Here is a 20,819-nt window from a genome sequence, read left to right as displayed (position 1 = left end):
TTAACTACTCAACGCACTTCCCGCCACCATTTTCGTGTCGTGCTCTCGGGTGTCACACTCTCCCCGATCATTGGTGTCAGAACCGGAATCTCATCGCGTTTCGCTTCCTTGAGCAACCGTTCGACCGGTTCGAACCAGGCATGAAACGCGAGGATGAAGGCAGACCAGTGAATCGGCATCAGGACACGACCTTTTACATCTCGATGAGCTTGAACTGTTTGTTCCGGTAACATATGCGAATTGGACCACCGGACATCGTACTGCCCACATTCCATCATCGTCAGGTCAAACGGACCATATTGTTCGCCGATTGCTTTAAAGTGTGGACCATATCCACTATCGCCACTAAAGAAGACCTTTTGCGAGCCTTCGATGACCCATGACGCCCATAGCGTTGAAAATTGATCAAGACCATTTCGCCCTGAATAATGGCGCGACGGAGCCGCTGTCAGTTTGATGCCACCGACTTGTGTCGATTCATGCCAGTCGAGTTCCGTGATTCGCTCAGCTGAGACGCCCCATCCACGGAGACGACTCCCGACACCGAGCGGCACGATGAAGCGACCGACTCGATTTTTCAAGGCGAGGACGGATGGATAATCCAGATGATCATAATGATCATGCGAATAGACGACGACATCAATCAACGGTAAACGTTCGAGATCAACCGTCTGCGTCGTTTGAAAACGTCCTCCCCCCAGTTTCGGGAACGGTGATGGTGCGCGCCCGAGCATCGGGTCAAAGAAAATCGTTTGCCCATCGAGTTCGAGTAAAAATGCCGAATGTCCGAACCATGTGACACGTGGTGTTTCACTATCGTCTTGACGTCGCTGATACGGAAGCGTCGGTAACGCTTTGACAGGACGCAGATTCGGAATGTTTCGCCCGTAATCCTTTAAGATACTTTTCATCGAGTCCCATTCCATCTTCAACTGGAAATCCATCTCATTTTTGAACTTCCCGTCGACAAAACGATCTGATCGTTCGAAACTCCGCCGCTCTGCACGGCTTGGTCGTTTCCCGAACACCGGGTATCGGTTGATGAACCAAGCACTTGCAAGACCAATTCCTGCTAAAGCTGTCACTATTTTTTTCATGTCATATCACCTCTTCGATGCTCTCAGTATAGCACCTCGATTCCCCACACATCTCGCTTTGCGACTCCGGACGCGAGAAAAAAAGTGAAGATCACCGATATCGGTGCCTTCACTTCTAGGTATTAGTCGAGATCGTCCGCTTTCCACTTCGCCCGGTCGCTCTTCTCACCGTCCCCGCGGTGATTGGATTCATAGGCGTTGTTCCCCGGATTTTCGACCTTGTTATCATCGTGCCGATGGTCATGGTCATGATCATGATCGTGGTCATGGTGATGATGGTGCTCATGGTCGTGGTCATGATCTCGATCCTTGACGAACAATGCAAGACCGCCACGCTCGACTTCTGCGTAATGCCGTTCTGCCTCATCGTCCGAATGTCCGACACGTTTTAATGTCTCGCGGAGCGGTGGTTCTTTAGAAAATTTTGATTTGACCTGATCAATCCAACTTGCACCCGATGCTTCGTCTGCCGCGTCATCTCGACCGACGACAGATAAATCCGAATCATGATGCCCCTGTTGTTTCAATTCCTCGATTTTTCGTTCCAGACTCGATTGATCCTGATAGATTCCAACAAACCGTTTCGCCATCACATGACACCTTCCTTTTTCATATGAATTCAAACTCGCTCTGTTTTTACCCTTGTTCGCTTGCCATCAAACGAGATTTCAGGAACGAAAAAACGGACCACTTCGAAAAGTAGTCCGTCAAAGCTTAGAGTTGTTGCGGTGAATCGACCAATGTGATCGTTCCTTCGTTTTTCTGAACGAACCGCTCGTAGACGAAATCATTCGCAAATAATAGAACAGCATTCTCCCAACGGTCGTAGACGAGAACCGTCCGAGAATCCGTCAATTGTTTGACGGCAGCGACTTCTGCTGGCTTGATCCATTTTGCGACTTGGAAGTTCGCGGCATCCTTCAAGATGTCAACGCCATATTCACCTTTGAGCCGGTGCTCGAAGACTTCGAATTGGAGTTGTCCGATCGCTCCAAGGATGATTTCGTTGTATTCCGTTTTGTAGACCTGGATCGCACCTTCTTGCGCGAGCTGTTCGACACCTTTTTGGAACTGTTTCGACTTTAAGGCGTTTTTCGTGTAGACCTTCAAGAAGAGTTCTGGTGCGAACGTTGGGAGTGCTTCATATTGCAATGATGGATCACCGTTCGTGATCGTATCACCGATTTGATAGTTGCCTGAATCGTACAACCCGATGACGTCTCCTGCGAACGCTTCATTGACCGTTTCCCGCTCATCCGCCATGAATTGTGTCGATTGAGATAACTTCATCTTCTTGCCTGTCCGTGTCAAGACGACGTCCATTCCACGATCAAATTTACCCGTACAAATACGGACGAACGCAATCCGGTCACGGTGATTCGGGTTCATGTTCGCTTGAATCTTGAAGACGAAACCGCTGAAGAAGTCTTGTGCCGGTTCGACTTTCCCTTTGTTCGACTCACGTGGTGTCGGTGAAGGAGACAAGTTCAAGTAATGCTCGAGAAGTGGTGTGACGCCGAAATCGACGAGGGCTGATCCGAAGAAGACCGGAGTCAACTCACCTTTTGCGATCAATTCTTCATCGTATTCGTTACCTGCGCCGTCGAGTAAGTCGACTTCATCCATCAACGTCTCGTACATTTCCGAGTTGATCGTCGTCGCGAGTTCTTCGTTCGCGAGACCTTCCTCGCCGAGTTCGATCGTCTTACGATCATTTTTAAAGCAGTGGAATTGTCCTTTGACGCGGTCATAGACCCCTTCGAACTGTTGACCTGAACCAGCTGGCCACGTCACAGCAACAGACGGGATGCCGAGGACTTCTTCGAGTTCTTCCATCAATTCGAGTGGGTCACGCGCTTGACGGTCCATCTTGTTGATGAACGTAAAGATTGGAATCCCGCGCATCCGACAGACTTGGAACAGTTTCTTCGTTTGTGACTCGATCCCTTTCGCCGCATCGATGACCATGATCGCTGAGTCAACCGCTGTCAGGATTCGGTACGTATCTTCACCGAAGTCCGAGTGACCTGGTGTATCCATGATCGAGACGATCTTTTTGTCGTATTCGAATTGCATGACCGAAGACGTAACGGAGATTCCGCGTTGTTTTTCGATTTCCATCCAGTCGGATTTCGCAAATTTCGAGTTTTTCCGTGCTTTGACAGAACCTGCCTCACGGATTGCCCCTCCGTGCAGGAGGAATTTTTCAGTTAATGTCGTCTTACCCGCATCCGGGTGGGAAATGATGCCGAAAATCCGACGCTTTTCGACTTCCGTTTGTAGAATGTTTGTCATGTATGGTAGTTCCTTTCACCGATATATTCAAAAGTCCGATCAATCTTTTTCGCAACTAGTCTATCATACCGAATTTTCAAGGTCTCGTCCATTTCACTTCATTGACTCAATTTTCAGATTTAAAGTTGACAATTCATCACGATCTTCTTTACGATGACAAGGAAGTTCACTATTACAGAAGGAGGAGACGTACAATGGTATTCCATCAAGCCCGGACATCTGTCCACACTGTCTTTGTATCGGCTACAACTGTACGTCACCCAATCGTTTAATTTTTAATTAAGCAGGGTGTACGTATGCGTATACGTACATGCTGCCCTCTTATATTAGGACGGGTATGCCCATATTTGTGCGTATCCGTCTTTTCTATTGTCTAAAAACGGAATATAAGGGGTTTTCACTATGTTTAACGCACTCAAACAGCTTGATCGCAACATCTGGATCCGGTTCGTCGGGGAAACGATCACGGGGATCATGATGTTCATGATTGCACCATTTTTAGTTCTTTATTATGCGGATCGACTCGATTCCTACTTCTTGGTTGGTGTCATCATGGCGACCGGACCGATCATGTCACTCGTCGGCGCCGTCCTTGGTGGTCACTTCGCTGATAAATTCGGTCGAAAACCACTGATGGTCCTCTCGATCATCGGTGACGTCATTGCTTTAATCGGTTTCTCGTTCGCTGATTCATTCGGACCACTTCTCGCGTTGAACGCGTTGCTCGGTTTATCGAGTTCACTGTTCCATCCCGCGGCAAGCGCGATGGTCGCTGACGTCACGCCACCAGAACGCCTGAACGAATCGTTCGGTCTGCTGCGGATGGGACATAACGTCGGGGCCGCATTCGGTCCACTTCTCGGAAGTGCCGTCTTGTTCGTCGACCGTTCACTCATCTTCTACTCTGCCGCTTTCGTCTTTTTCCTGTACGGAATCGTTCTCTACTTCTTCATCGAAGAGACGAAGCCAGACTATATCGAAAAGACGGACGAAGTCAAAGTATCACCGCTCACTGTATTGCGGAAGGATCATGTCTTTTTAATCTTCATCGGGGCGGGTGTCTTCATCTCGATGGGATTTGCCCTCGTCGAGAGTATGTTACCGGTCTTCTTGAAGGAAGCACTACCGGGATTACCGACAAAACAAAATCCGTTCCCTTATCTGATGGCTCTGAACGGAATCATGGTCGTCTTGTTCCAGTTCCCGATCGCTGCTCGCTTGTCTGGCAAAGCATTCGGAAAAGTCATGTTGCTCGGGGCCTCGATTTTCGGAATCGGCATGATTTTCCTCGCATTCGTGCCGTCTTACCTGTTCTCACTCGGAACGAGTTATGTCGTGCTCGTGACGGTATTGCTTGCGATTTATGCGTTCTATACGCTCGGTGAGATGATCATGTCCCCTGTGCAGATGACGTTCATCGCTTTGATTGCACCAGAACATCTCCGCGGAACGTACAACGGTGCTGCGAGTCTCCAGTGGTTGATTGGCGGCGTCACCGCACCGCTTCTCGGATCGTTATTCCTTGATACTGGAAAAGGTGACTTTGCGCTCGGATTCGTCGGACTGCTCTGCTGTGTATCAGGTGGGGTCTATCTCGCACTAGACCGGTCGATCCAACGCGCGAAACGCTTAACGAAATCCGCCTAAAAAAAAAAGCGATGTGTCATGCTCCGACTTTTGTCAGAGCGTTACACATCGCTTTTCTCGTTAAGAGGGTAATTGATTTGCCGCTACGAACGGACCGAACAGGACCGGTAACGGATCAAGTCGTTGCTGGATTTCTTCAATGAAATTCGTCGATCCACTGACGAAGACGATCGGATCATTTACCGTGATCATCGTCAAGAATTCGTGCATCTGTTGTTCCCATCCTTCTTGACGAATGTGATGAACGACCATCCCTTTCGTCGTCAAGGATACGACATTCGCTAACATTCGTTCTGCCAGTTCCTCAGCTGAGACATGTAACAATGTCGTTTTTCGACCGGTCAGGAGTGCATGCCGAGCTTCGTCGATGACGGCTCCAAGATGATGCTCTTCTGCAATCAACAAGATATCTTGTTGGCGCCAGTTTTCAGCACGGCGGTATTTACAAAAATGGCGACACGTATCGACGAGTTGATGGTGAACAATTGCCCATGCTTGAAGTAAAGGTGCATCTTCTTTAAGGTCATATTCGATTTGAATAGCTTGAAGAATTTCACGACTGATGATGTCAGGGTACGTCAACAGAAACGATTTCGTCTGATCGATTTCATTCAGTAAAATCAATTTAAACAGTTCACTCGATTCATGCTGGTTTGTAATCTGATTCAATAATTGACTCAGGCGTAAAATCCGTAATGCGCGAGTTCCGTCCTGAGCTCCCGCTTCTCGAAGCGCGCGCAATTCTTCTTCGTACGTCGCCTCGAGCGAGTCATAGAAGCGCGTCGCGATCCGCAATCCCTTTTGCTCCATCGATGGACCGAGCTGTTGCAAAAGGTGTAATGCCTGATCGAAATGCATAATTTAACCTACCTTTCACCGTCCATTATGCGTGAATCCACTCTCAAAAACAATCTCTAAAATGCATCTTATTTTTTGCACATTGAAAGTTGTAAATGCTTGCGTCCCCCCCTAGTATGTGTGGTAAGTAGGTGATGAAAATGCGCATGACACGTTATACGGATTACGCGATTCGGTCTCTGCTGTTCGCAGCAGCTCATCCCGATCGTTTAGTCCGAATCCAGGAAGTAGCGGATTGTTACGACATTTCTAAGAATCATTTGATGAAAGTAGTCTATCGTTTAGGACAGAGTGGTCTGATTGAATCTGTCCGTGGTCGTGGAGGTGGTTTTCGATTAGCGAGCCCTCCGGATGCAATTCATATCGGTGACGTCGTACAACTGTTTGAACCAACCGTTCATTTTCTCGATCCGCAAGAAGGCATTCACGAGATTCCTTCGCTCAATCCAGCACGTGATGCTTTCGATGATGCCATTGCGGCGTTCCATCAAGTACTCAATGGTTACACAGTACATGATTTGCTACATCCGACAGCTGAAACTCATCCACAAATACTTGAAATGATTCCGAACCGCGATTGAGCGGGTTCGGAATCTTTTTTTATTCCGTCCTCGCTCAATTGCGATTTCTCAAAACGCTCGTGGTATACTTATATAAGAAAGGAGGGGTACAGATGAACCCTCAAGAAGAACTCCATCTCTTATATCTTCGCTTAAAGGAAGAAGAACCCTCCGTTGCACGCGGTGAGGCCTTATGGGCCATCTTTGAGGAAACAGCTGATGATTCACTCCGCTTCCTCTCCTTATGGACATTTTCACAAAATCAATTTGATTTAGGACACTTCCGATCGTTTCTTGTGTCCTTCACGCTCTTGATGGAATGGATCCGAAAAGATGAGATGACACTAACTCCAAAACAAGAACTTGATTTGTACTGGAACTACAAGTCCTACTTGATCTATATGGCAGAACAAGAAGACGTGACGGTCTCGCTTCTCGAAGAAGATCTTGATCGCTTCATCGATTTCTGTGACGCGCATGGCTTTATTCGGACGCGCGACTATATCAGCTTCATGGTCTATAGCAAACTCGGTGACGAGGAACAAGCCGATCATTATCTATCGGAATGGGTTGACGCGCCAAGTGACGAACTTAGTGATTGCCCATCCTGTGAAGCATTTAGCCGGATGACGTATGCGATTGAACGTGGCTTCGAAGATCGTGCCTTGCTACTTTATGCAGCACTTCGGCATGAACGCGGTTGTTCACGGATGCCGGATCAGGCACATCCATATATCCTACCGTTGTTCCTTAGTCGCAAAAAAGAACGCTTTGACTGGAGTGAACGCTTGATCGAAGAAGTTAAGCGTGGCGAAACCTTGTTCACAGGTGGCGACGAGCCGTACCACCTATATGCGAAGATGTATTACGATACGAACTATACCTGGTCGATGGAAGAGAAAAAACAATTGATTCCATTCTTGACCGACCGTGGATATCTCCAGTTCCTACTCGCTCACTATGCGTTCGCCCATCGTCAATCTCTTGGTGAGGAAGCGTCGTATCTCGCAGCGCTTCGGACGAATCTATACGAGATCGCACAATCTCTCGATCGCCGGATTGAAGGTGTCTTCTACTTGAACCTCGTCGAACGTGAACTGAAACGGATCACCCAGTTCGTTGCCTGAATCTAATTCGTAAAGGAAGTGTCTTCATGTTAGATCATGTCCAGCTCGCTATGCCAAAAAACGAAGAAGATCGCGCCCGTGCATTTTATGCCGGGCTTTTACATATGAAGGAAGTCGAAAAACCGGCTGGTGTTCAAGCCAGTGGTGGTGTCTGGTTCGAAGATCATGGTGCAGCACTTCATCTCGGCATCGAGGAGCCATTCTCCCCTGCTAAAAAAGCGCATCCTGGATTAACCGTCGCTGCGTTCGAAGCTTTGAGCGATGTTCTTCAAGCTGCCGGTTATCCGGTTGAGCATGACACACGCCTTGCGCCACGTCGTCGTTTCTTCACAGCTGATCCCTTCGGTAACCGTTTGGAGATCATCGCTGCCCACCTGCCGACGTTAACGCCGAAGAAGTTGACGGATGGTTCTCATGTCCGCTTAATCGCACCAGCCTCAAGCCTCTCGACGGTCGAGATGAAGATCATCGATGGTGCGATCCAGACCCTCGAATCACTTGGATTACGTGTCTCGATCAGTCAACATGCGCGTGCCGTCAATCCGTTCGGTTCCAGTGATCCTGAGTTACGCGTCGCAGACCTCCATGCCGCGTTCGCTGATCCAAATGTTGATGCGATTCTGTGCGTTCGCGGTGGGTTCAGTACGAATGAACTTGTCGACTTACTTGACTACGAATTGATTCGGACACATCCGAAAATCCTTTGTGGCTTCTCCGATATCACAGCACTCAGTCATGCCATTCTAACGAATACCGGCTTAGTGACGTACTCGGGACCAATGTTACGGGCTTTCCGTGATCGCGACGCCTATACGATCGATTACTTCAAGCAAGTGTTGTTTGGAACGGATCCCGTTACGATCAAGCCTTCGGTGCATTGGCGTGATACCGATCGCGGACACGTCATTACGTTACCAAACAAAGGTCCACTTCTCTTATCTCCGGGACAAGCAAGTGGTCGACTACTCGGTGGGAATCTTTGTACGTTAAATCTCCTGCAAGGCACACCGCACTTCCCTGATTTACGGGATACGATTTTATTCCTTGAAGACGATTACGAAGTCCATCCAGCGACGTTCGCCCGTGATTTCGCCTCTTTGATGGCGCAACCGGGTGCCGAAACGATTCGCGGGATCGTCTTCGGGCGCTTCCAGCTCGCAACGAAGATGACGGAAGAGCATCTGCGATATCTGATCTCACTCTATCCAGTCCTAGAGCACGTACCGGTTCTTGCGAATGTCGACTTCGGACATACGAGTCCTTTGTTCACGTTTCCGATTGGTGGTCAGGTTGAACTGCATGACGAGGTCATCCGACTTCATATTTCTTGAATATCAAAAGAAGGAGACGCGGCAATCCGCATCTCCTTCTTTTTTAGTAGTCGAGCAATCTCGAAGCGTCGATTTGACGTTTCGACCCATCCGCGAACATCTCAAGTGTTGCGAAAATCTGGTCATTTGCCCATTCATAGTGAAGTAACGTGAAGTCTTCGAGTGTCGAGACCGTCTTGAACGTTTTCCCGACCGTAAACGCACGCTTCCGGCTCGCATCTTCTGCCGGAACGGTGACGAAGATGACCGTGATCTCTTCGCCCTTCGTATCATAATAGAATTCAACGATCCGACCGTCCGCTGTTTCAGGTAAAACACCTTTACGGGGCTGTCCGGTCTCGTCCAATTGTACGTATGGTTGCAGCATTCTTTCGCCTCACTTTCTCCGTCATTCATCATAGCACGTCCACCTGATTTATGCTAATCTATATTTGATGTGAAAGGGGGATGAGTCGCGCATGGAATGGTTCATGAACGGGATTCTGCTCTGGGGCTTTATCATGATTACACTCATGGCGATTGGCGGGTTTTTCATGTTCCGGAAGTTCCTCAAGAAGTTACCGAAAGAAGACGGTAAATCGATGATGGACTGGGAAGATGAGTACATCGACAAAACACGACACCTTTGGACGGATGAGACGATGGAGTTATTGAATGCTCTCGTCATGCCGGTTCCATCGGCATTTCGTGATGTCGCACGCCGCAAGATTGCCGGGCGGATCGGACAGTTCGCACTTGAAGAACGGGCGACAGAGATGACATCCGAACTGGTCGTCAAAGGGTATATTTCTGCGACACCGAAACGCGATCATAAATTCTTGAAAAAAGCACTAACGGAGCACGCCATCGACTGGCGAGACTACGCATTATACTTCCAAAATTGAAAGATGCACGAAAAACCGCCGAAGTCGCCTTCAGCGGTTTTTTAGTGAGGTAAGTGAGCAACCGGTACGGTGCCCGACTTGACTCGTTTGTATTTCATATACATCGCGAAGCGCCAAGGGACGATCATTCCGAATGCGACGAGATAAAAAATGCCGCCCGTTTCGAAAATATCAATCTGCCCGCCGATGAAGAACTTCGCAACCGTCCGAATGAATAAGATACCGAATAAGACGATGAAAAAAGCTTTCGAACGTTGCAAATAAATCTGCCCTTCTGCTTCATAAAAATTGGATGTCTTGATCAAAAAGATGCTGAAGATGGCTCCAATGAGCAATGCTTCTGCCACTTCCGTCCATGTCAGACGGGATGCTGGATATAAAAACTGTAGCATCCCCGTCGACATCGCAAAGGGAGGGATCAAGATTTTTTTAGCATTCGTCGGTTTTGCTGATGCCTTCACACGAATGAAGCTGATCAGCAATCCCATGACGAGCGCTACCCCAGTTGATATCCAAATCATCCGATCACTTCCTTGATTAAAATCCAGTGAATCCGACGATGTCACTCATCCATGCTGCGAATTTACTTAAGCCATCAAAATACAGCATGACTCCGAACACCATCATCAAGGCTCCCCCGAATTTCGTTAATTTCAGACTATACTGCACGAACAAGCGCGAACGACCGACGAAGAACGCCATCAATAAGAACGGAATCGAGAAGCCAAGGACATACGCGAGCATGTAGAACATGCCTTGACTCGGATTGGTCGCAGCTAATCCGATGACGCCTGCGAGAATCGGACCTGTACACGGTGTCCAACCGGCTGCAAAACCGATTCCGACGAGTACCGTCCCGACGTATCCCCCTTTTCGTTCCCCGAGATTCAGTTTCTTTTCACGCATCAAGAATGTTGGTTGCCATAATCCGACGAGAACAATCCCAAATACGAAGATGACGAGTGCCCCAATCATCCGTAACGTATCCCGATATGTGATAAAGACATCTGCGAATAACGATGTCGATAACCCGAGCACAACGAATACCATCGCAAAACCAACGAGGAACGCTAACGTATGAAACAAGGATCGCTTTTCTCGTACGCCCCGTTCTTTTAAATCCGTTACCGACACGCCTGTGATGTATGAGAGAAACACAGGATACAGTGGTAGCGTACATGGAGAGACGAAAGATAATAATCCTGCTCCAAACGCTAACCATAACGAGAGCTCCATCATGAGCATCCCCTTTCCTTTACTACTAATAGAAGAAGTTCCTCCTCTATTTTGCCAAACTCCTCTGCATTTAGCACCTATTATCTCACAGAAAGTTGCAAAAGATTCGTGTCCGCCAAAATTACAAAAAAATTACATTTCGTCGATTTTACTGAAATCTCGTTGCACCTAGTAAATGGACTTGCTAGAATATGGATACGACACCAATGTAAGGGAGACTGCTATGACGACACAACAACTATTGACGTTAGCGATCGAAGCCAAACGTAGCGAACTATATCATCAAGCTGACCAGTCCAGCTTCACCTCCCCGCGTGTTTTACAACTTAGTCATGAACTCGACGTCTTGCTTTTAGAATATTCACGCATCGTCCAAAACTATACCATTCACGGTTCGAATGAACCGCTCTTATCTTAATGCACGATCTGGTCAGCATTCGAGTGCGAATGCTGACTTTTTTGTGACTTCTTATTTCTGATGGAGGTGCTTTATGTCCGCTCTTACATTCATTGCTAGTTCTCGTTCTCTTTATATACCAGACGATCTCTCTCAATTATACGTACACGAAGTCGAAGCGCTTGAATACGTTTCATTGAAGCGAGGAAGATTCACGATGCCTTATTTGTACACGATCGAAGGTGCCGATCAGTGGGAGTTCATGATTTATCTACAGCGTTATATGGAAGAAGGAGATGTCCTCGAGCTGCTCTATATCGAAAATCAAAATGACAGCATGCATGACCATCTACCGTCCACTCCGCTACTAGAGCCGATTGAAATCAATATTCGCCAGCGAACGTACCAAACGATTCACGGCACGTTTCAGCTTTCCGCTAACGATTGGATGCAAGAATTGTATCATCGTTCTTACCTGACAGCGTTCGGCGTGACGACGATCGTCAAGTATTGATCTACGTATCCTCCATTTCACTTTTTCATCATCAGACGATAGAAGGATTCAACAATTTCTATTTTTAAGGCTTTTTTCTGTTGAATTGTGCGAATCTTTCAGCAAAAGTAATCCAAAAGACCTATAAACATCCGTTTTTCATAATCAGTATGTCCTATCGATGACAAAAACCGACCTTTTGCAATCTCGTTGTCACAAAAGCCTGGTTTGTAACTCGAATGACATTGACCTGTAAACGCACAGGTCAGATTTGCCGTGTAAAGTAGGAACAGTAAACACAGCATATGTCAGGAGGACATCAATAATGAAAAAAGCAGTTTTCGCTGCCGGTCTTGCAGCAACAGCTCTATCAGTAGGATTTGCCCAAGAGACAGAGGCTGCCTCAGAAACGGTAACAGTAAATACACCAGTACTCAACGTACGCACAGCACCTACAACTGCATCAGCAGACGTAGGCAATGTATATAAAGGTCAAACATTAAATGTCGAAGGACGTTCTGGCGCATGGATCAAAACAACAGTTAACGGTCAAAAACGTTATGTCCATGGTGCGTATACGTCTGCAGCAGGCTCATTCGACTTTAAAAAAGCGACAGTTACTACGGCAGTACTAAACGTCCGCACACAACCAACGACAAGCTCGAAAGATGTCGGTAACCTCTACAAAGGCGAAAAAGTCAACGTAGAAGGTAAAGTCGGTGCATGGATCAAAACAACAATCGATGGTAAAACACGCTACGTACACAGCGACTACACTTCACTCGCTGGCGTATCGAAAGCACCAGCAGCACAAGCACAACCAGCTGCTAAACCAGCTGCGAAGCCAGCACCAAAAGCAGCTGCTAAACCAGCAACTGCAACAAAACAATCGACACCTGCAAAATCAGGTACGAAAGTGACAATGAACGTCACTGCTTACACGAACGACCCGTCTAACAACGGTAGCCAACTCTACAACGGTCGTGCGTTGACAGCAAGCGGTTATGACGTTACAAATACGATCACGTACAATGGTATGCGTATCGTAGCAGCTTCTTCACAATACCCAATCGGTACACGTATGCACATCGAAGGCATTGGTGAAGCAATCGTACTCGACCGTGGTGGCGCAATCCAAGGTAACAAACTTGATCTTCTCGTTGGTTCACAACAAGAAGCACTTAACTGGGGACGCCAAAACGTCACAGTCACAGTCTACTAATCAGAACAAACAACCTGCCGGGCGAGGCCGCCTGGCAGGCTTTTTTTATGTCTTTTTTTAAGAGACCGTGACATGACCGGATTGCAACTGATACATCTTCTTATACAGACCATCTTGTGCGATTAATTCTTGGTGATTTCCTTGCTCGATCACTTCCCCTTGATGCAATACAAGAATCAAATCTGCATCTTGAATTGTCGATAGACGGTGGGCAATGGCAATCGTCGTCCGCCCTTGACGCATCCGTTCAAGTGCGACTTGCACTTTCTCCTCTGTCTCCGTATCGATCGAACTCGTCGCTTCATCGAGGATCAGGATTTTCGGATCCCGCGCCATCGTGCGTGCGAAGGAGATCAACTGACGTTCCCCAGCTGAGAACGTCGCCCCCCGTTCCGCAACGGGACTGTCATATTGCTGGTCCAGTTGATTGATGAATCCGTCAGCTTGTACGAATTTAGCAGCCGCTTCGACACGATCAAAGGAAATCGAACTATCGAATAATCGAATGTTGTCAGCGACCGTTCCTGTGAACAAGAATGAATCCTGCAACACGAGTCCGACATGCTGTCGTAGTTCTTCTTCTGATAACTGCTCAAGCGGTTGACCATCGATCAAGATCCGACCCGATTGGTACGCGTAAAAACGCATCAAGATATTGATGATCGAACTTTTTCCACTTCCCGTATGACCAACGAGGGCAATCGTCTGTCCTTTTTTCGCCTCGAACGAAATCCCTTTCAAGACATCTTTCTCTCCGTCATAACTAAAGCGCACGTCTTCAAAGACGATATGTCCTTCCGATACTCGTGCATCCCCTTCGAGTTGTTTCGTTGGTTCCGGCTCATCCGTATCGAGGACCTTGAATACACGGTCTGCTGAGACGACAGCTTGCTGGAACTCGGATAACCGTTGCATGATTTGCTGAACCGGTTGGAAGATCCGCTCCATGTAGCTGATGAAGGCATAGACGACACCGACTTGGACCGTTTGTGAGAAAGATAGGACACCGAAATACGTCACGAGTGTCGCAATTGAAATGGCGAGTAACAATTCAATGATTGGTCGCAGTAACCAACTATCGAGCTTCAAGTTCTTATAACGTCCATTCTGGTGGGCGACGTTCGTCTCCTCGAACTCTGCCATCAAGCGTTTTTCTTGGCGGAATTGTTGAATGATCGCCATGCCGTTGATGGATTCGTTCAGTTGGGCGTTGATTTTCGATAGTAAATCGCGGACTTCCGCGTAATACTTCGTCGAATACTTCCGGTAAATCCAAATGATGAAATAAAATAGTGGTAACAATAGTAACGCGATCGTCGCGAGTCGCGGCTCTAGTAGATAGAGGAAGATATATGTTCCAATCAACTGGACACCACTTTGTACGAATGTCGACAAGACACCGATGTAGAGCTCCTTGATCGCTTCCGTATCGTTCGTGATCCGGGACACGAGCACTCCGGCAGGCGTCCGGTCAAAATAGGCAAGCCGTAAGTGCATGACATGCCGGAACACATCAATGCGTAAGCGTTGAATGACTTGCAAGGCAATCTTTTGGAATTCGAACGCTTGCAAGTAATCGACGATGATCCCTGTCGTATGCAGTAACAAGTACGCTGTAAACAAAAGTGCGACTTCCTGTACTGGATAGGTCCCTGGTGCAACATACTCATCAATGAAAATCTTGACGAGATACGGTCCCCCGAGTTTTGCTGCTGTCGTGATGAATAGCAGGATGAAGGCGATGCTGACTTGCTTTTTGAACGGTTTGACGAAATCAAGCAATCGCTTCAGGACGGCTTTTTCATTGATATCATGATTCATTCGGAACGCCCTCCTTGTTCAACAAGTGATTCTAGTTGCTGGCGATCGTACGTCTCTTTATACCAACCGTCATGGGCGAGTAACTGTTCATGCGTGCCCCGTTCGATGATCCGACCGTCTTCAAGGACGATGATCTCATCGGTATGCGACACAGCCGACAGGCGATGGGCAACGATGATTTGTGCCTGATCGTGATCCGCCGTGCGGAAGTGATGGATGATCGCTTCCTCGGTTTTGGCATCGACCGCAGACAAGGCATCATCGAGCACTAAAATCGGACAATCCGCTAATAATGCTCGGGCAATCGAGATCCGTTGTTTTTGACCGCCGGATAACGTCACCCCACGCTCCCCGACCATCGTCGCGTACCCTTCCTTAAATCCAAGAATATCCTCATGGACTGCTGCAATACGTGCCGCTTCCATGATGTCTTCCATTGATGCATCCGGTTTTGCAAAAGCAATATTGTCGGCAATCGACGCCGAGAATAAGAAATGATCCTGTGGAACGATCGCCACTTGACGACGGACGGTGTCACGTGTCAATTGTTTGATGTCTCGTCCACCAATCGTGATGGCACCTTGTTTGACGTCGTATTCGCGAGACAATAAGCGAACGAACGTCGATTTCCCGGCACCCGTCTTCCCGACGATGCCGAGCGATTTACCGGGCTTCAACGTCACATCGATGTCTTGTAAGACCGGTTGCGTATCATAGATGAAACGCTCAATCCCAACGTAGAGTTCTGGTGAGGAAACACTTGTCGCTGCTTCCTTCGCGTCTTTAATTTCCGGTTCGATCGCAAGCATCCGCTCGATCCGATCGTAAGAAGCACGACCACGTTCGACGATGTTGAACAACCAACCGAAGGCGAGCATCGGCCATGTCAATAAACCAAGATATGTAGTGAATGAGACGATGTCACCGATTCGGATTTCGCCTTGTTGTAACAGATACGCACCGTATCCGACAGCGATGATGTACGATAGACCGACTAATCCAAAAATCGTCGGGTCAAACAGCGCGTCGATTTTTGCGACACGACGGTTCTTTTGGACGACGTCATCCGATAGATCCGTAAACGTCTGTACATCAGACTCCACTTCTCCTGTTGCTTTTAAGACACGGACACCACTAATGCTTTCCGCGACCTTGTCATTCAAGTCGGAGAAGGCTTCCTGCGCGTCATGAAAACGCGAATGTAACATTTTCCCGTAGCGTGACGTTAAGTAAACCATCAGCGGCATCGGTAGAAGTGATACGAGCGTCAATTTCCAACTGATCGTCGTGACCATCGTGATGATGACGAAGCTCCCCATCGTCACCGAGTCGACGAGCGTTAGAATACCCGCACCCGCTGTCATCGATACCGCCTGTACGTCGTTTGTCGCATGCGCCATCAAATCTCCACTCCGATATTTCTTATAGAACGATTGATCCAAATCTGAAAAATGACCATACAGTTGACTGCGTAACAATCGACCGAGACGAATCGATGCCCCAAAGATATGAAAACGCCAAAAATAACGAATGAAATACGTCGCGACCCCGATGAGCAACAATGTACCTGCGAGACGAATCAAATCATTCTTCGTCAAGCTCCCCTCGCTTAGACCATTGACTGTCGTCCCGATGATCTTCGGTGGAATGAGTTCTAACGCTGCTACAAAAATCAAGCAGACGACCCCAAGACTATACGCTTTCCATTCTCGTCGGAAAAACCAACCGAGTTTCCTGAAGACTCCCATTCAAGTCTCCCCCCTTTTTTAAATCCTATGATTATTTGAAATAGTCTCACATTTTAGATTAGTTCTCTTTCTAAAAAATAGCAAATAAAAAGGAGACCATTTGGTCCCCTTTCGTACAGCTTATTTTTTAGGTGATTTCATTGAACCACTCATTGAACGCATCACTTGGTTGACTTTCTTTTGTGATGGCTTTTGACCCATTTGCATCATCAATGTCTTAATCATATCTTCGTTGATTGGTGGGTTTTGCTCCAAGTAGTTCATCATGTATCGACGAGCGATATAGAAACCAAGGGCGACACCTGCTACCAAGCAAAGAAGGGCAATTAAAATCCAAATCCATGTAGCCAAGTTGCTTCCTCCTCTAACTTAAAACGTCGCTTTTTACTATACTATAATTCCAATTGTTTGCATAGATGATAATAGATGAAAAACGAGCCCGACGTAAGATCGGACCCGTTTTTTCCGGAAGTGATTATCCGAGTTGCTTGACTGTCGCTAATACGTTCTCAACAGACATGCCGTATTCTTTCAAGAGGAAGTCTCCAGGAGCAGATGCGCCGAAACGATCGATTCCGATGACTTGTCCTTCTGTTCCTACATATTTGTACCAACCGAGTGAAGCCCCTGCTTCGATCGCTACACGTTTCGTGATGTGTTTCGGAAGAACTGATTCTTTGTACTCTGCTGACTGTGCTTCGAATACTTCCCATGATGGAAGCGAAACGACAGCTGCTGATTCACCAAGTTCTTTTTGTGCTTCGACAAGAAGGTGAACTTCTGAACCCGTACCAATTAAGAGCGTATCAGCTTTCGTGACGTCACCAGCGATGACATAACCACCTTTTTCAGCGCCCTCTGTCGTCGTACCTTCCAGTTCAGGAAGACCTTGACGTGTCAAGACGAGAAGTGTCGGTTTGTCTTTTGCTTGAACCGCTGTTTTCCATGCTGCGATCGTCTCTTTTCCGTCTGCTGGGCGGTAGATCGTGACGTTCGGCATTGCACGGAAGCTCATCAAGTGCTCAACTGGCTCGTGTGTTGGACCATCTTCCCCAACAGCGATCGAGTCATGCGTCAAGACGAAGATTGATGGAAGTCCCATTAACGCAGCAAGACGAACCGCCGGACGGAGGTAATCCGAGAAGACGAAGAATGTCGCACCGTAAGGAATGACGCCACCGTGAAGTGCCATACCGTTGACAGCAGCAGCCATTGCGAATTCACGTACACCGAACCAGATGTTACGACCGCTTGGGTCAATGTCGAAGTCTGCTTCGCCTTTGAGCATCGTGTTGTTCGATCCTGCAAGGTCAGCTGAACCACCGAACAATGTCGGAACGTTCTTCGCAAGACCGTTCAAGACCTCACCACTCGTTTGACGTGTCGCTTTTTTCGATGACAAGTCGTACGTCGGAAGATCTGCTTCCCAGTTGCTTGGCAATTCGTTTGCGATTGCGCGAACGAGTTCCGCATGCAATTCTGGATGCGCTGCTTCGTATTGTTTCATCGTTTCGTTCCATGCGTCTTCCGCAGAAGCACCACGTTGGACGATCCGCTCGTCGAACAATGATTTGACTTCTTCAGGGACGTAGAACTCTTCGTGATCCCAAATGTAGCTAGCTTTCGTCAATTTAATTTCCGCTTCACCGAGTGGTGCACCGTGAGAAGCCGATTTCCCTGACTTGTTCGGTGAACCGAAGCCGATGACTGTCTTGACTTCGATCAACGTTGGTTTTGTCGTCTCTGCTTGTGCCGCCGCGATTGCTTTCGAAATCGAATCGATATCCGTTCCGTCTTCTACGCGAATGACTTGCCAGTTGTACGCTTCGAAGCGCTTCTGGACGTTTTCAGAGAATGATTTATCGAGATCGCCATCAAGTGAGATATCGTTTGAATCGTACAATACGACCAATTTACCAAGACCAAGGTGACCTGCGAGTGAAGCCGCCTCAGCTGAGACACCTTCCATTAAGTCTCCATCTCCACAAATTCCGTATGTGAAGTGATCGACGACGTTGAGATCGTCACGGTTGTATTTTGCTTCAAGATGACGTTCTGCCATCGCCATACCAACTGCCATTGCAATCCCTTGACCAAGTGGACCTGTTGTCGCATCTACACCAGCCGTGTGACGGTATTCCGGGTGACCTGGTGTTTTTGATCCCCATTGACGGAATGATTTAAGATCATCCATTGATAGATCATATCCCGATAGGTGGAGGAGTGAGTAGAGAAGCATCGAACCGTGTCCGGCTGAAAGTACAAAACGGTCGCGGTTGAACCATTCTGGATTTTTAGGGTTGTGGTTCATATGATCCGCCCAAAGCGAGAATGCCATCGGCGCTGCTCCCATTGGCATACCTGGGTGACCCGAGTTCGCCTTTTGCACGGCATCAATCGATAAGGTACGAATCGTATTAATTGCTAATTGTTCTACTGTCGTCATGTTCGTCAAAACAATCATCCTCTCTCTTTTTCACAAATTCCTACTCATTTTAGCACACTCTTAAATGTGATACAACTTTTCTAAATAGTATATCACATTAAAATGAATGCGCTATCTATAGCCGTTCTATCGACTCATACAGGATGCATGAATTGATGAAAGATCGTTATTAAGATGTATTGCTATCGTGCAATGTTTCCTCATCTAACAGCGCTAAACAAAAAAGAGGTCCGCTTAACGCGAACCTCTTTCTTCTATAGAAGAAACAAACGATTATTGTTTATTCCGTTCTTCTTCTTGTGCTTGTTTTAATTTCTCTGGTGTTACGTCCGTACCTTCTTCATCGACGATCTTCATGCCCATGAGTTGGTTTTTGAACGATCCACGGAATGCTGCGAGATACGCTGCACGTAACTCTTTTTGCTCTGCCGCTTCTGCTTCTGATAACGGCTCGACTTTTGATTTATTCGCTAATGCGTTGATTCGATCTAATTGTTCTTGTGATAACATGGAATCCCTCTTTCTGTACGACTCAAACTTGAGTAGTTCAATTGTATTCTTACTGTAAAAGAGCTTACTAAAAAAAGCAAGTTAACCGCGTCAGTCGACGGGTTACTTGCTTCTCATTCCGGGCTAGGCGTCAATTCGCGGTATTCAAGGTATCGACGATTGACCGTTGCCTTTGAAATATCATGTCCCATCCCGCGAAGCGTAATGGCGATATCTGAAAACGTCAGTCCGAGTTCACGGAGACGTACGATTTCTTCGATCGGTACGTCCTTTCGGCTACGCCCGGCGTTCTCTCCTTGGCGATTCAGATTTCGTTCCGGGCGAAAGCCTTGTTCGACCGCTCGCCGCATGCCGCGCGCGATTTTTGCATTATGCAGTTTCCGTTGATATTCTTCCACGAGTGAGACGATCTCAAGGACCATCGCTTCTGCATCAGCAAGTTGGTATTCTCCATCGGAATCAAGTGTCATCAACCGAACACCGTGCTTCTTAAACGTGTGCAAAATAGCGATTTTCGCATTCCCTCGACCAATCCGTGTGTCATCCGTTACGAGGACCGCATCTACCGCATCACGTGTCACATGATCAAGAACCGTCAGCATCCCTTCCCGATCGACGTCATATCCACTCTCTTTTTCAGAGACGACATCCACGACATCAAAACCCTTTTGAGACGCAACCTTCGAAAGTTCCATCCGTTGGCGTTCAATCGAACTATCTTGTGCTTCTTTTTCGGTCGACACCCGACAATAAATCACGACCTTCATCGTACCTCACATCCCTGTTCGTTCTTTCACAACTTTTCCATTTTGTCATTGTTGTGCGATTGGTACAACGATTTTGCTTTTTGAGATGACGTGTTTTGTCTCGACATCATTATTTTTAATCAACCAGTTGACGTATTCTTCATCTGACATCGAACCGTCATTGTAGACTTCAGCGATTTGTTCAACTGTAGCGTTCTCATCGACCGTAACGGAAGCAGTCATTAGTTGCGCCACTTTTTCATCCGGGCGCGGTGTGAGTAAAAAGATCACGAAGGCAATACTTAATGCATAGAAGAGAATTGAAAAAGCATGAGTACGAATCGTATGAATCATCATGAATCCCTCCAAATATGAAATGAATGAGTTAGAATAAATGTTCG

The 20,819-nt window shown here is 47.4% G+C and carries 22 protein-coding genes; 8 read left to right on the top strand and 14 right to left on the bottom strand.

Annotated elements, in window-relative coordinates; translation table 11 throughout:
* Positions 1 to 8: 8 nt before the first annotated feature.
* From KNQ08_RS02335 to KNQ08_RS02325, 3 genes are all read right to left on the bottom strand, one after another.
* Entirely contained in the window at positions 9 to 1,097 is a 1,089-nt protein-coding gene (locus tag KNQ08_RS02335) for an MBL fold metallo-hydrolase (RefSeq protein ID WP_214724584.1), read from the bottom strand.
* A 122-nt stretch (positions 1,098 to 1,219) separates the two neighbouring features.
* Positions 1,220 to 1,687: a YflT domain-containing protein gene (locus KNQ08_RS02330; RefSeq protein ID WP_214724582.1), complete on the bottom strand. Its 468-nt coding sequence runs from the start codon at positions 1,685 to 1,687 to the stop codon at positions 1,220 to 1,222.
* Between the two features lie 124 nt (positions 1,688 to 1,811).
* Entirely contained in the window at positions 1,812 to 3,392 is a 1,581-nt protein-coding gene (locus KNQ08_RS02325) for a peptide chain release factor 3 (protein WP_035408673.1), read from the bottom strand.
* A 402-nt stretch (positions 3,393 to 3,794) separates the two neighbouring features.
* Between KNQ08_RS02325 and KNQ08_RS02320 the strand changes: the two genes are divergently transcribed.
* Positions 3,795 to 5,039 carry an MDR family MFS transporter gene (locus KNQ08_RS02320; protein ID WP_214724580.1) on the top strand — a complete coding sequence of 415 codons (1,245 nt, stop codon included), beginning with the start codon at positions 3,795 to 3,797 and terminating at the stop codon, positions 5,037 to 5,039.
* Between the two features lie 60 nt (positions 5,040 to 5,099).
* On the opposite strand, the gene KNQ08_RS02315 is transcribed toward KNQ08_RS02320, so the two are convergent.
* The gene (locus tag KNQ08_RS02315) at positions 5,100 to 5,897 is read right to left on the bottom strand and encodes a hypothetical protein (protein ID WP_214724578.1); all 798 of its coding nucleotides are present in this window, start codon (positions 5,895 to 5,897) and stop codon (positions 5,100 to 5,102) included.
* A 146-nt stretch (positions 5,898 to 6,043) separates the two neighbouring features.
* On the opposite strand from KNQ08_RS02315, the gene KNQ08_RS02310 reads away from it, so the two are divergent.
* The 3 genes from KNQ08_RS02310 (at position 6,044) to KNQ08_RS02300 (ending at position 8,915) form a co-directional block, all read left to right on the top strand.
* On the top strand, positions 6,044 to 6,478 hold the full coding sequence (locus tag KNQ08_RS02310) for an RrF2 family transcriptional regulator (protein WP_231681780.1): 435 nt from the start codon (positions 6,044 to 6,046) through the stop codon (positions 6,476 to 6,478).
* A 92-nt stretch (positions 6,479 to 6,570) separates the two neighbouring features.
* The gene (locus KNQ08_RS02305; protein WP_023467785.1) at positions 6,571 to 7,584 is read left to right on the top strand and encodes a hypothetical protein; all 1,014 of its coding nucleotides are present in this window, start codon (positions 6,571 to 6,573) and stop codon (positions 7,582 to 7,584) included.
* Positions 7,585 to 7,610: 26 nt separating this feature from the next.
* On the top strand, positions 7,611 to 8,915 hold the full coding sequence (locus tag KNQ08_RS02300; RefSeq protein ID WP_214804488.1) for a VOC family protein: 1,305 nt from the start codon (positions 7,611 to 7,613) through the stop codon (positions 8,913 to 8,915).
* Between the two features lie 43 nt (positions 8,916 to 8,958).
* On the opposite strand, the gene KNQ08_RS02295 is transcribed toward KNQ08_RS02300, so the two are convergent.
* Positions 8,959 to 9,282: a hypothetical protein gene (locus KNQ08_RS02295; RefSeq protein WP_023467783.1), complete on the bottom strand. Its 324-nt coding sequence runs from the start codon at positions 9,280 to 9,282 to the stop codon at positions 8,959 to 8,961.
* 91 nt (positions 9,283 to 9,373) lie between these two features.
* Here KNQ08_RS02295 and KNQ08_RS02290 point away from each other — a divergent pair, with 91 nt between their 5' ends.
* Positions 9,374 to 9,799 (top strand): DUF2621 family protein, encoded by a 426-nt coding sequence (locus KNQ08_RS02290; RefSeq protein ID WP_035408684.1) that lies wholly within the window; start codon positions 9,374 to 9,376, stop codon positions 9,797 to 9,799.
* 41 nt (positions 9,800 to 9,840) lie between these two features.
* On the opposite strand, the gene KNQ08_RS02285 is transcribed toward KNQ08_RS02290, so the two are convergent.
* Together KNQ08_RS02285 and KNQ08_RS02280 are read right to left on the bottom strand one after the other, a co-directional pair.
* Positions 9,841 to 10,320, bottom strand: a complete 480-nt coding sequence (locus KNQ08_RS02285; protein ID WP_149427051.1) for a CcdC family protein — start codon at positions 10,318 to 10,320, stop codon at positions 9,841 to 9,843.
* A gap of 16 nt (positions 10,321 to 10,336) precedes the next feature.
* Positions 10,337 to 11,035: a cytochrome c biogenesis CcdA family protein gene (locus KNQ08_RS02280; protein WP_064300421.1), complete on the bottom strand. Its 699-nt coding sequence runs from the start codon at positions 11,033 to 11,035 to the stop codon at positions 10,337 to 10,339.
* 223 nt (positions 11,036 to 11,258) lie between these two features.
* Between KNQ08_RS02280 and KNQ08_RS02275 the strand changes: the two genes are divergently transcribed.
* The 3 genes from KNQ08_RS02275 to KNQ08_RS02265 all read left to right on the top strand — a co-directional run bounded on the left by KNQ08_RS02275 (position 11,259) and on the right by KNQ08_RS02265 (position 13,147).
* Positions 11,259 to 11,453: an aspartyl-phosphate phosphatase Spo0E family protein gene (locus KNQ08_RS02275; RefSeq protein ID WP_029341257.1), complete on the top strand. Its 195-nt coding sequence runs from the start codon at positions 11,259 to 11,261 to the stop codon at positions 11,451 to 11,453.
* Positions 11,454 to 11,649: 196 nt separating this feature from the next.
* Positions 11,650 to 11,946 carry a hypothetical protein gene (locus KNQ08_RS02270; protein ID WP_214804486.1) on the top strand — a complete coding sequence of 99 codons (297 nt, stop codon included), beginning with the start codon at positions 11,650 to 11,652 and terminating at the stop codon, positions 11,944 to 11,946.
* 304 nt (positions 11,947 to 12,250) lie between these two features.
* Positions 12,251 to 13,147, top strand: coding sequence for an SH3 domain-containing protein (locus tag KNQ08_RS02265; protein ID WP_214804484.1), 897 nt, complete (start codon positions 12,251 to 12,253; stop codon positions 13,145 to 13,147).
* A gap of 57 nt (positions 13,148 to 13,204) precedes the next feature.
* On the opposite strand, the gene KNQ08_RS02260 is transcribed toward KNQ08_RS02265, so the two are convergent.
* The 7 genes from KNQ08_RS02260 to yneA all read right to left on the bottom strand — a co-directional run bounded on the left by KNQ08_RS02260 (position 13,205) and on the right by yneA (position 20,772).
* Entirely contained in the window at positions 13,205 to 14,968 is a 1,764-nt protein-coding gene (locus tag KNQ08_RS02260) for an ABC transporter ATP-binding protein (RefSeq protein ID WP_058705250.1), read from the bottom strand.
* Positions 14,965 to 16,716 (bottom strand): ABC transporter transmembrane domain-containing protein, encoded by a 1,752-nt coding sequence (locus KNQ08_RS02255; RefSeq protein ID WP_214804482.1) that lies wholly within the window; start codon positions 16,714 to 16,716, stop codon positions 14,965 to 14,967. Before KNQ08_RS02255 ends, KNQ08_RS02260 begins: the two co-directional genes overlap by 4 nt.
* A gap of 120 nt (positions 16,717 to 16,836) precedes the next feature.
* The gene (locus tag KNQ08_RS02250; protein WP_012370001.1) at positions 16,837 to 17,067 is read right to left on the bottom strand and encodes a YneF family protein; all 231 of its coding nucleotides are present in this window, start codon (positions 17,065 to 17,067) and stop codon (positions 16,837 to 16,839) included.
* 124 nt (positions 17,068 to 17,191) lie between these two features.
* Positions 17,192 to 19,162 carry a transketolase gene (tkt, locus tag KNQ08_RS02245; protein ID WP_244290112.1) on the bottom strand — a complete coding sequence of 657 codons (1,971 nt, stop codon included), beginning with the start codon at positions 19,160 to 19,162 and terminating at the stop codon, positions 17,192 to 17,194.
* A 273-nt stretch (positions 19,163 to 19,435) separates the two neighbouring features.
* Complete coding sequence (locus KNQ08_RS02240) at positions 19,436 to 19,672, bottom strand: DUF896 domain-containing protein (protein ID WP_023467773.1); 237 nt, start codon at positions 19,670 to 19,672, stop codon at positions 19,436 to 19,438.
* A 113-nt stretch (positions 19,673 to 19,785) separates the two neighbouring features.
* Positions 19,786 to 20,439 (bottom strand): YneB family resolvase-like protein, encoded by a 654-nt coding sequence (locus KNQ08_RS02235; protein ID WP_029341251.1) that lies wholly within the window; start codon positions 20,437 to 20,439, stop codon positions 19,786 to 19,788.
* Between the two features lie 45 nt (positions 20,440 to 20,484).
* Positions 20,485 to 20,772 (bottom strand): cell division suppressor protein YneA, encoded by a 288-nt coding sequence (gene yneA, locus KNQ08_RS02230; RefSeq protein WP_023467771.1) that lies wholly within the window; start codon positions 20,770 to 20,772, stop codon positions 20,485 to 20,487.
* Positions 20,773 to 20,819 lie beyond the last annotated feature (47 nt).

Origin of the sequence: Exiguobacterium sp. s46, assembly GCF_018618875.1 — a bacterium.
Classification (GTDB): domain Bacteria; phylum Bacillota; class Bacilli; order Exiguobacteriales; family Exiguobacteriaceae; genus Exiguobacterium_A; species Exiguobacterium_A abrahamii.
This window is presented reverse-complemented; position numbering and strand designations above follow the sequence as displayed.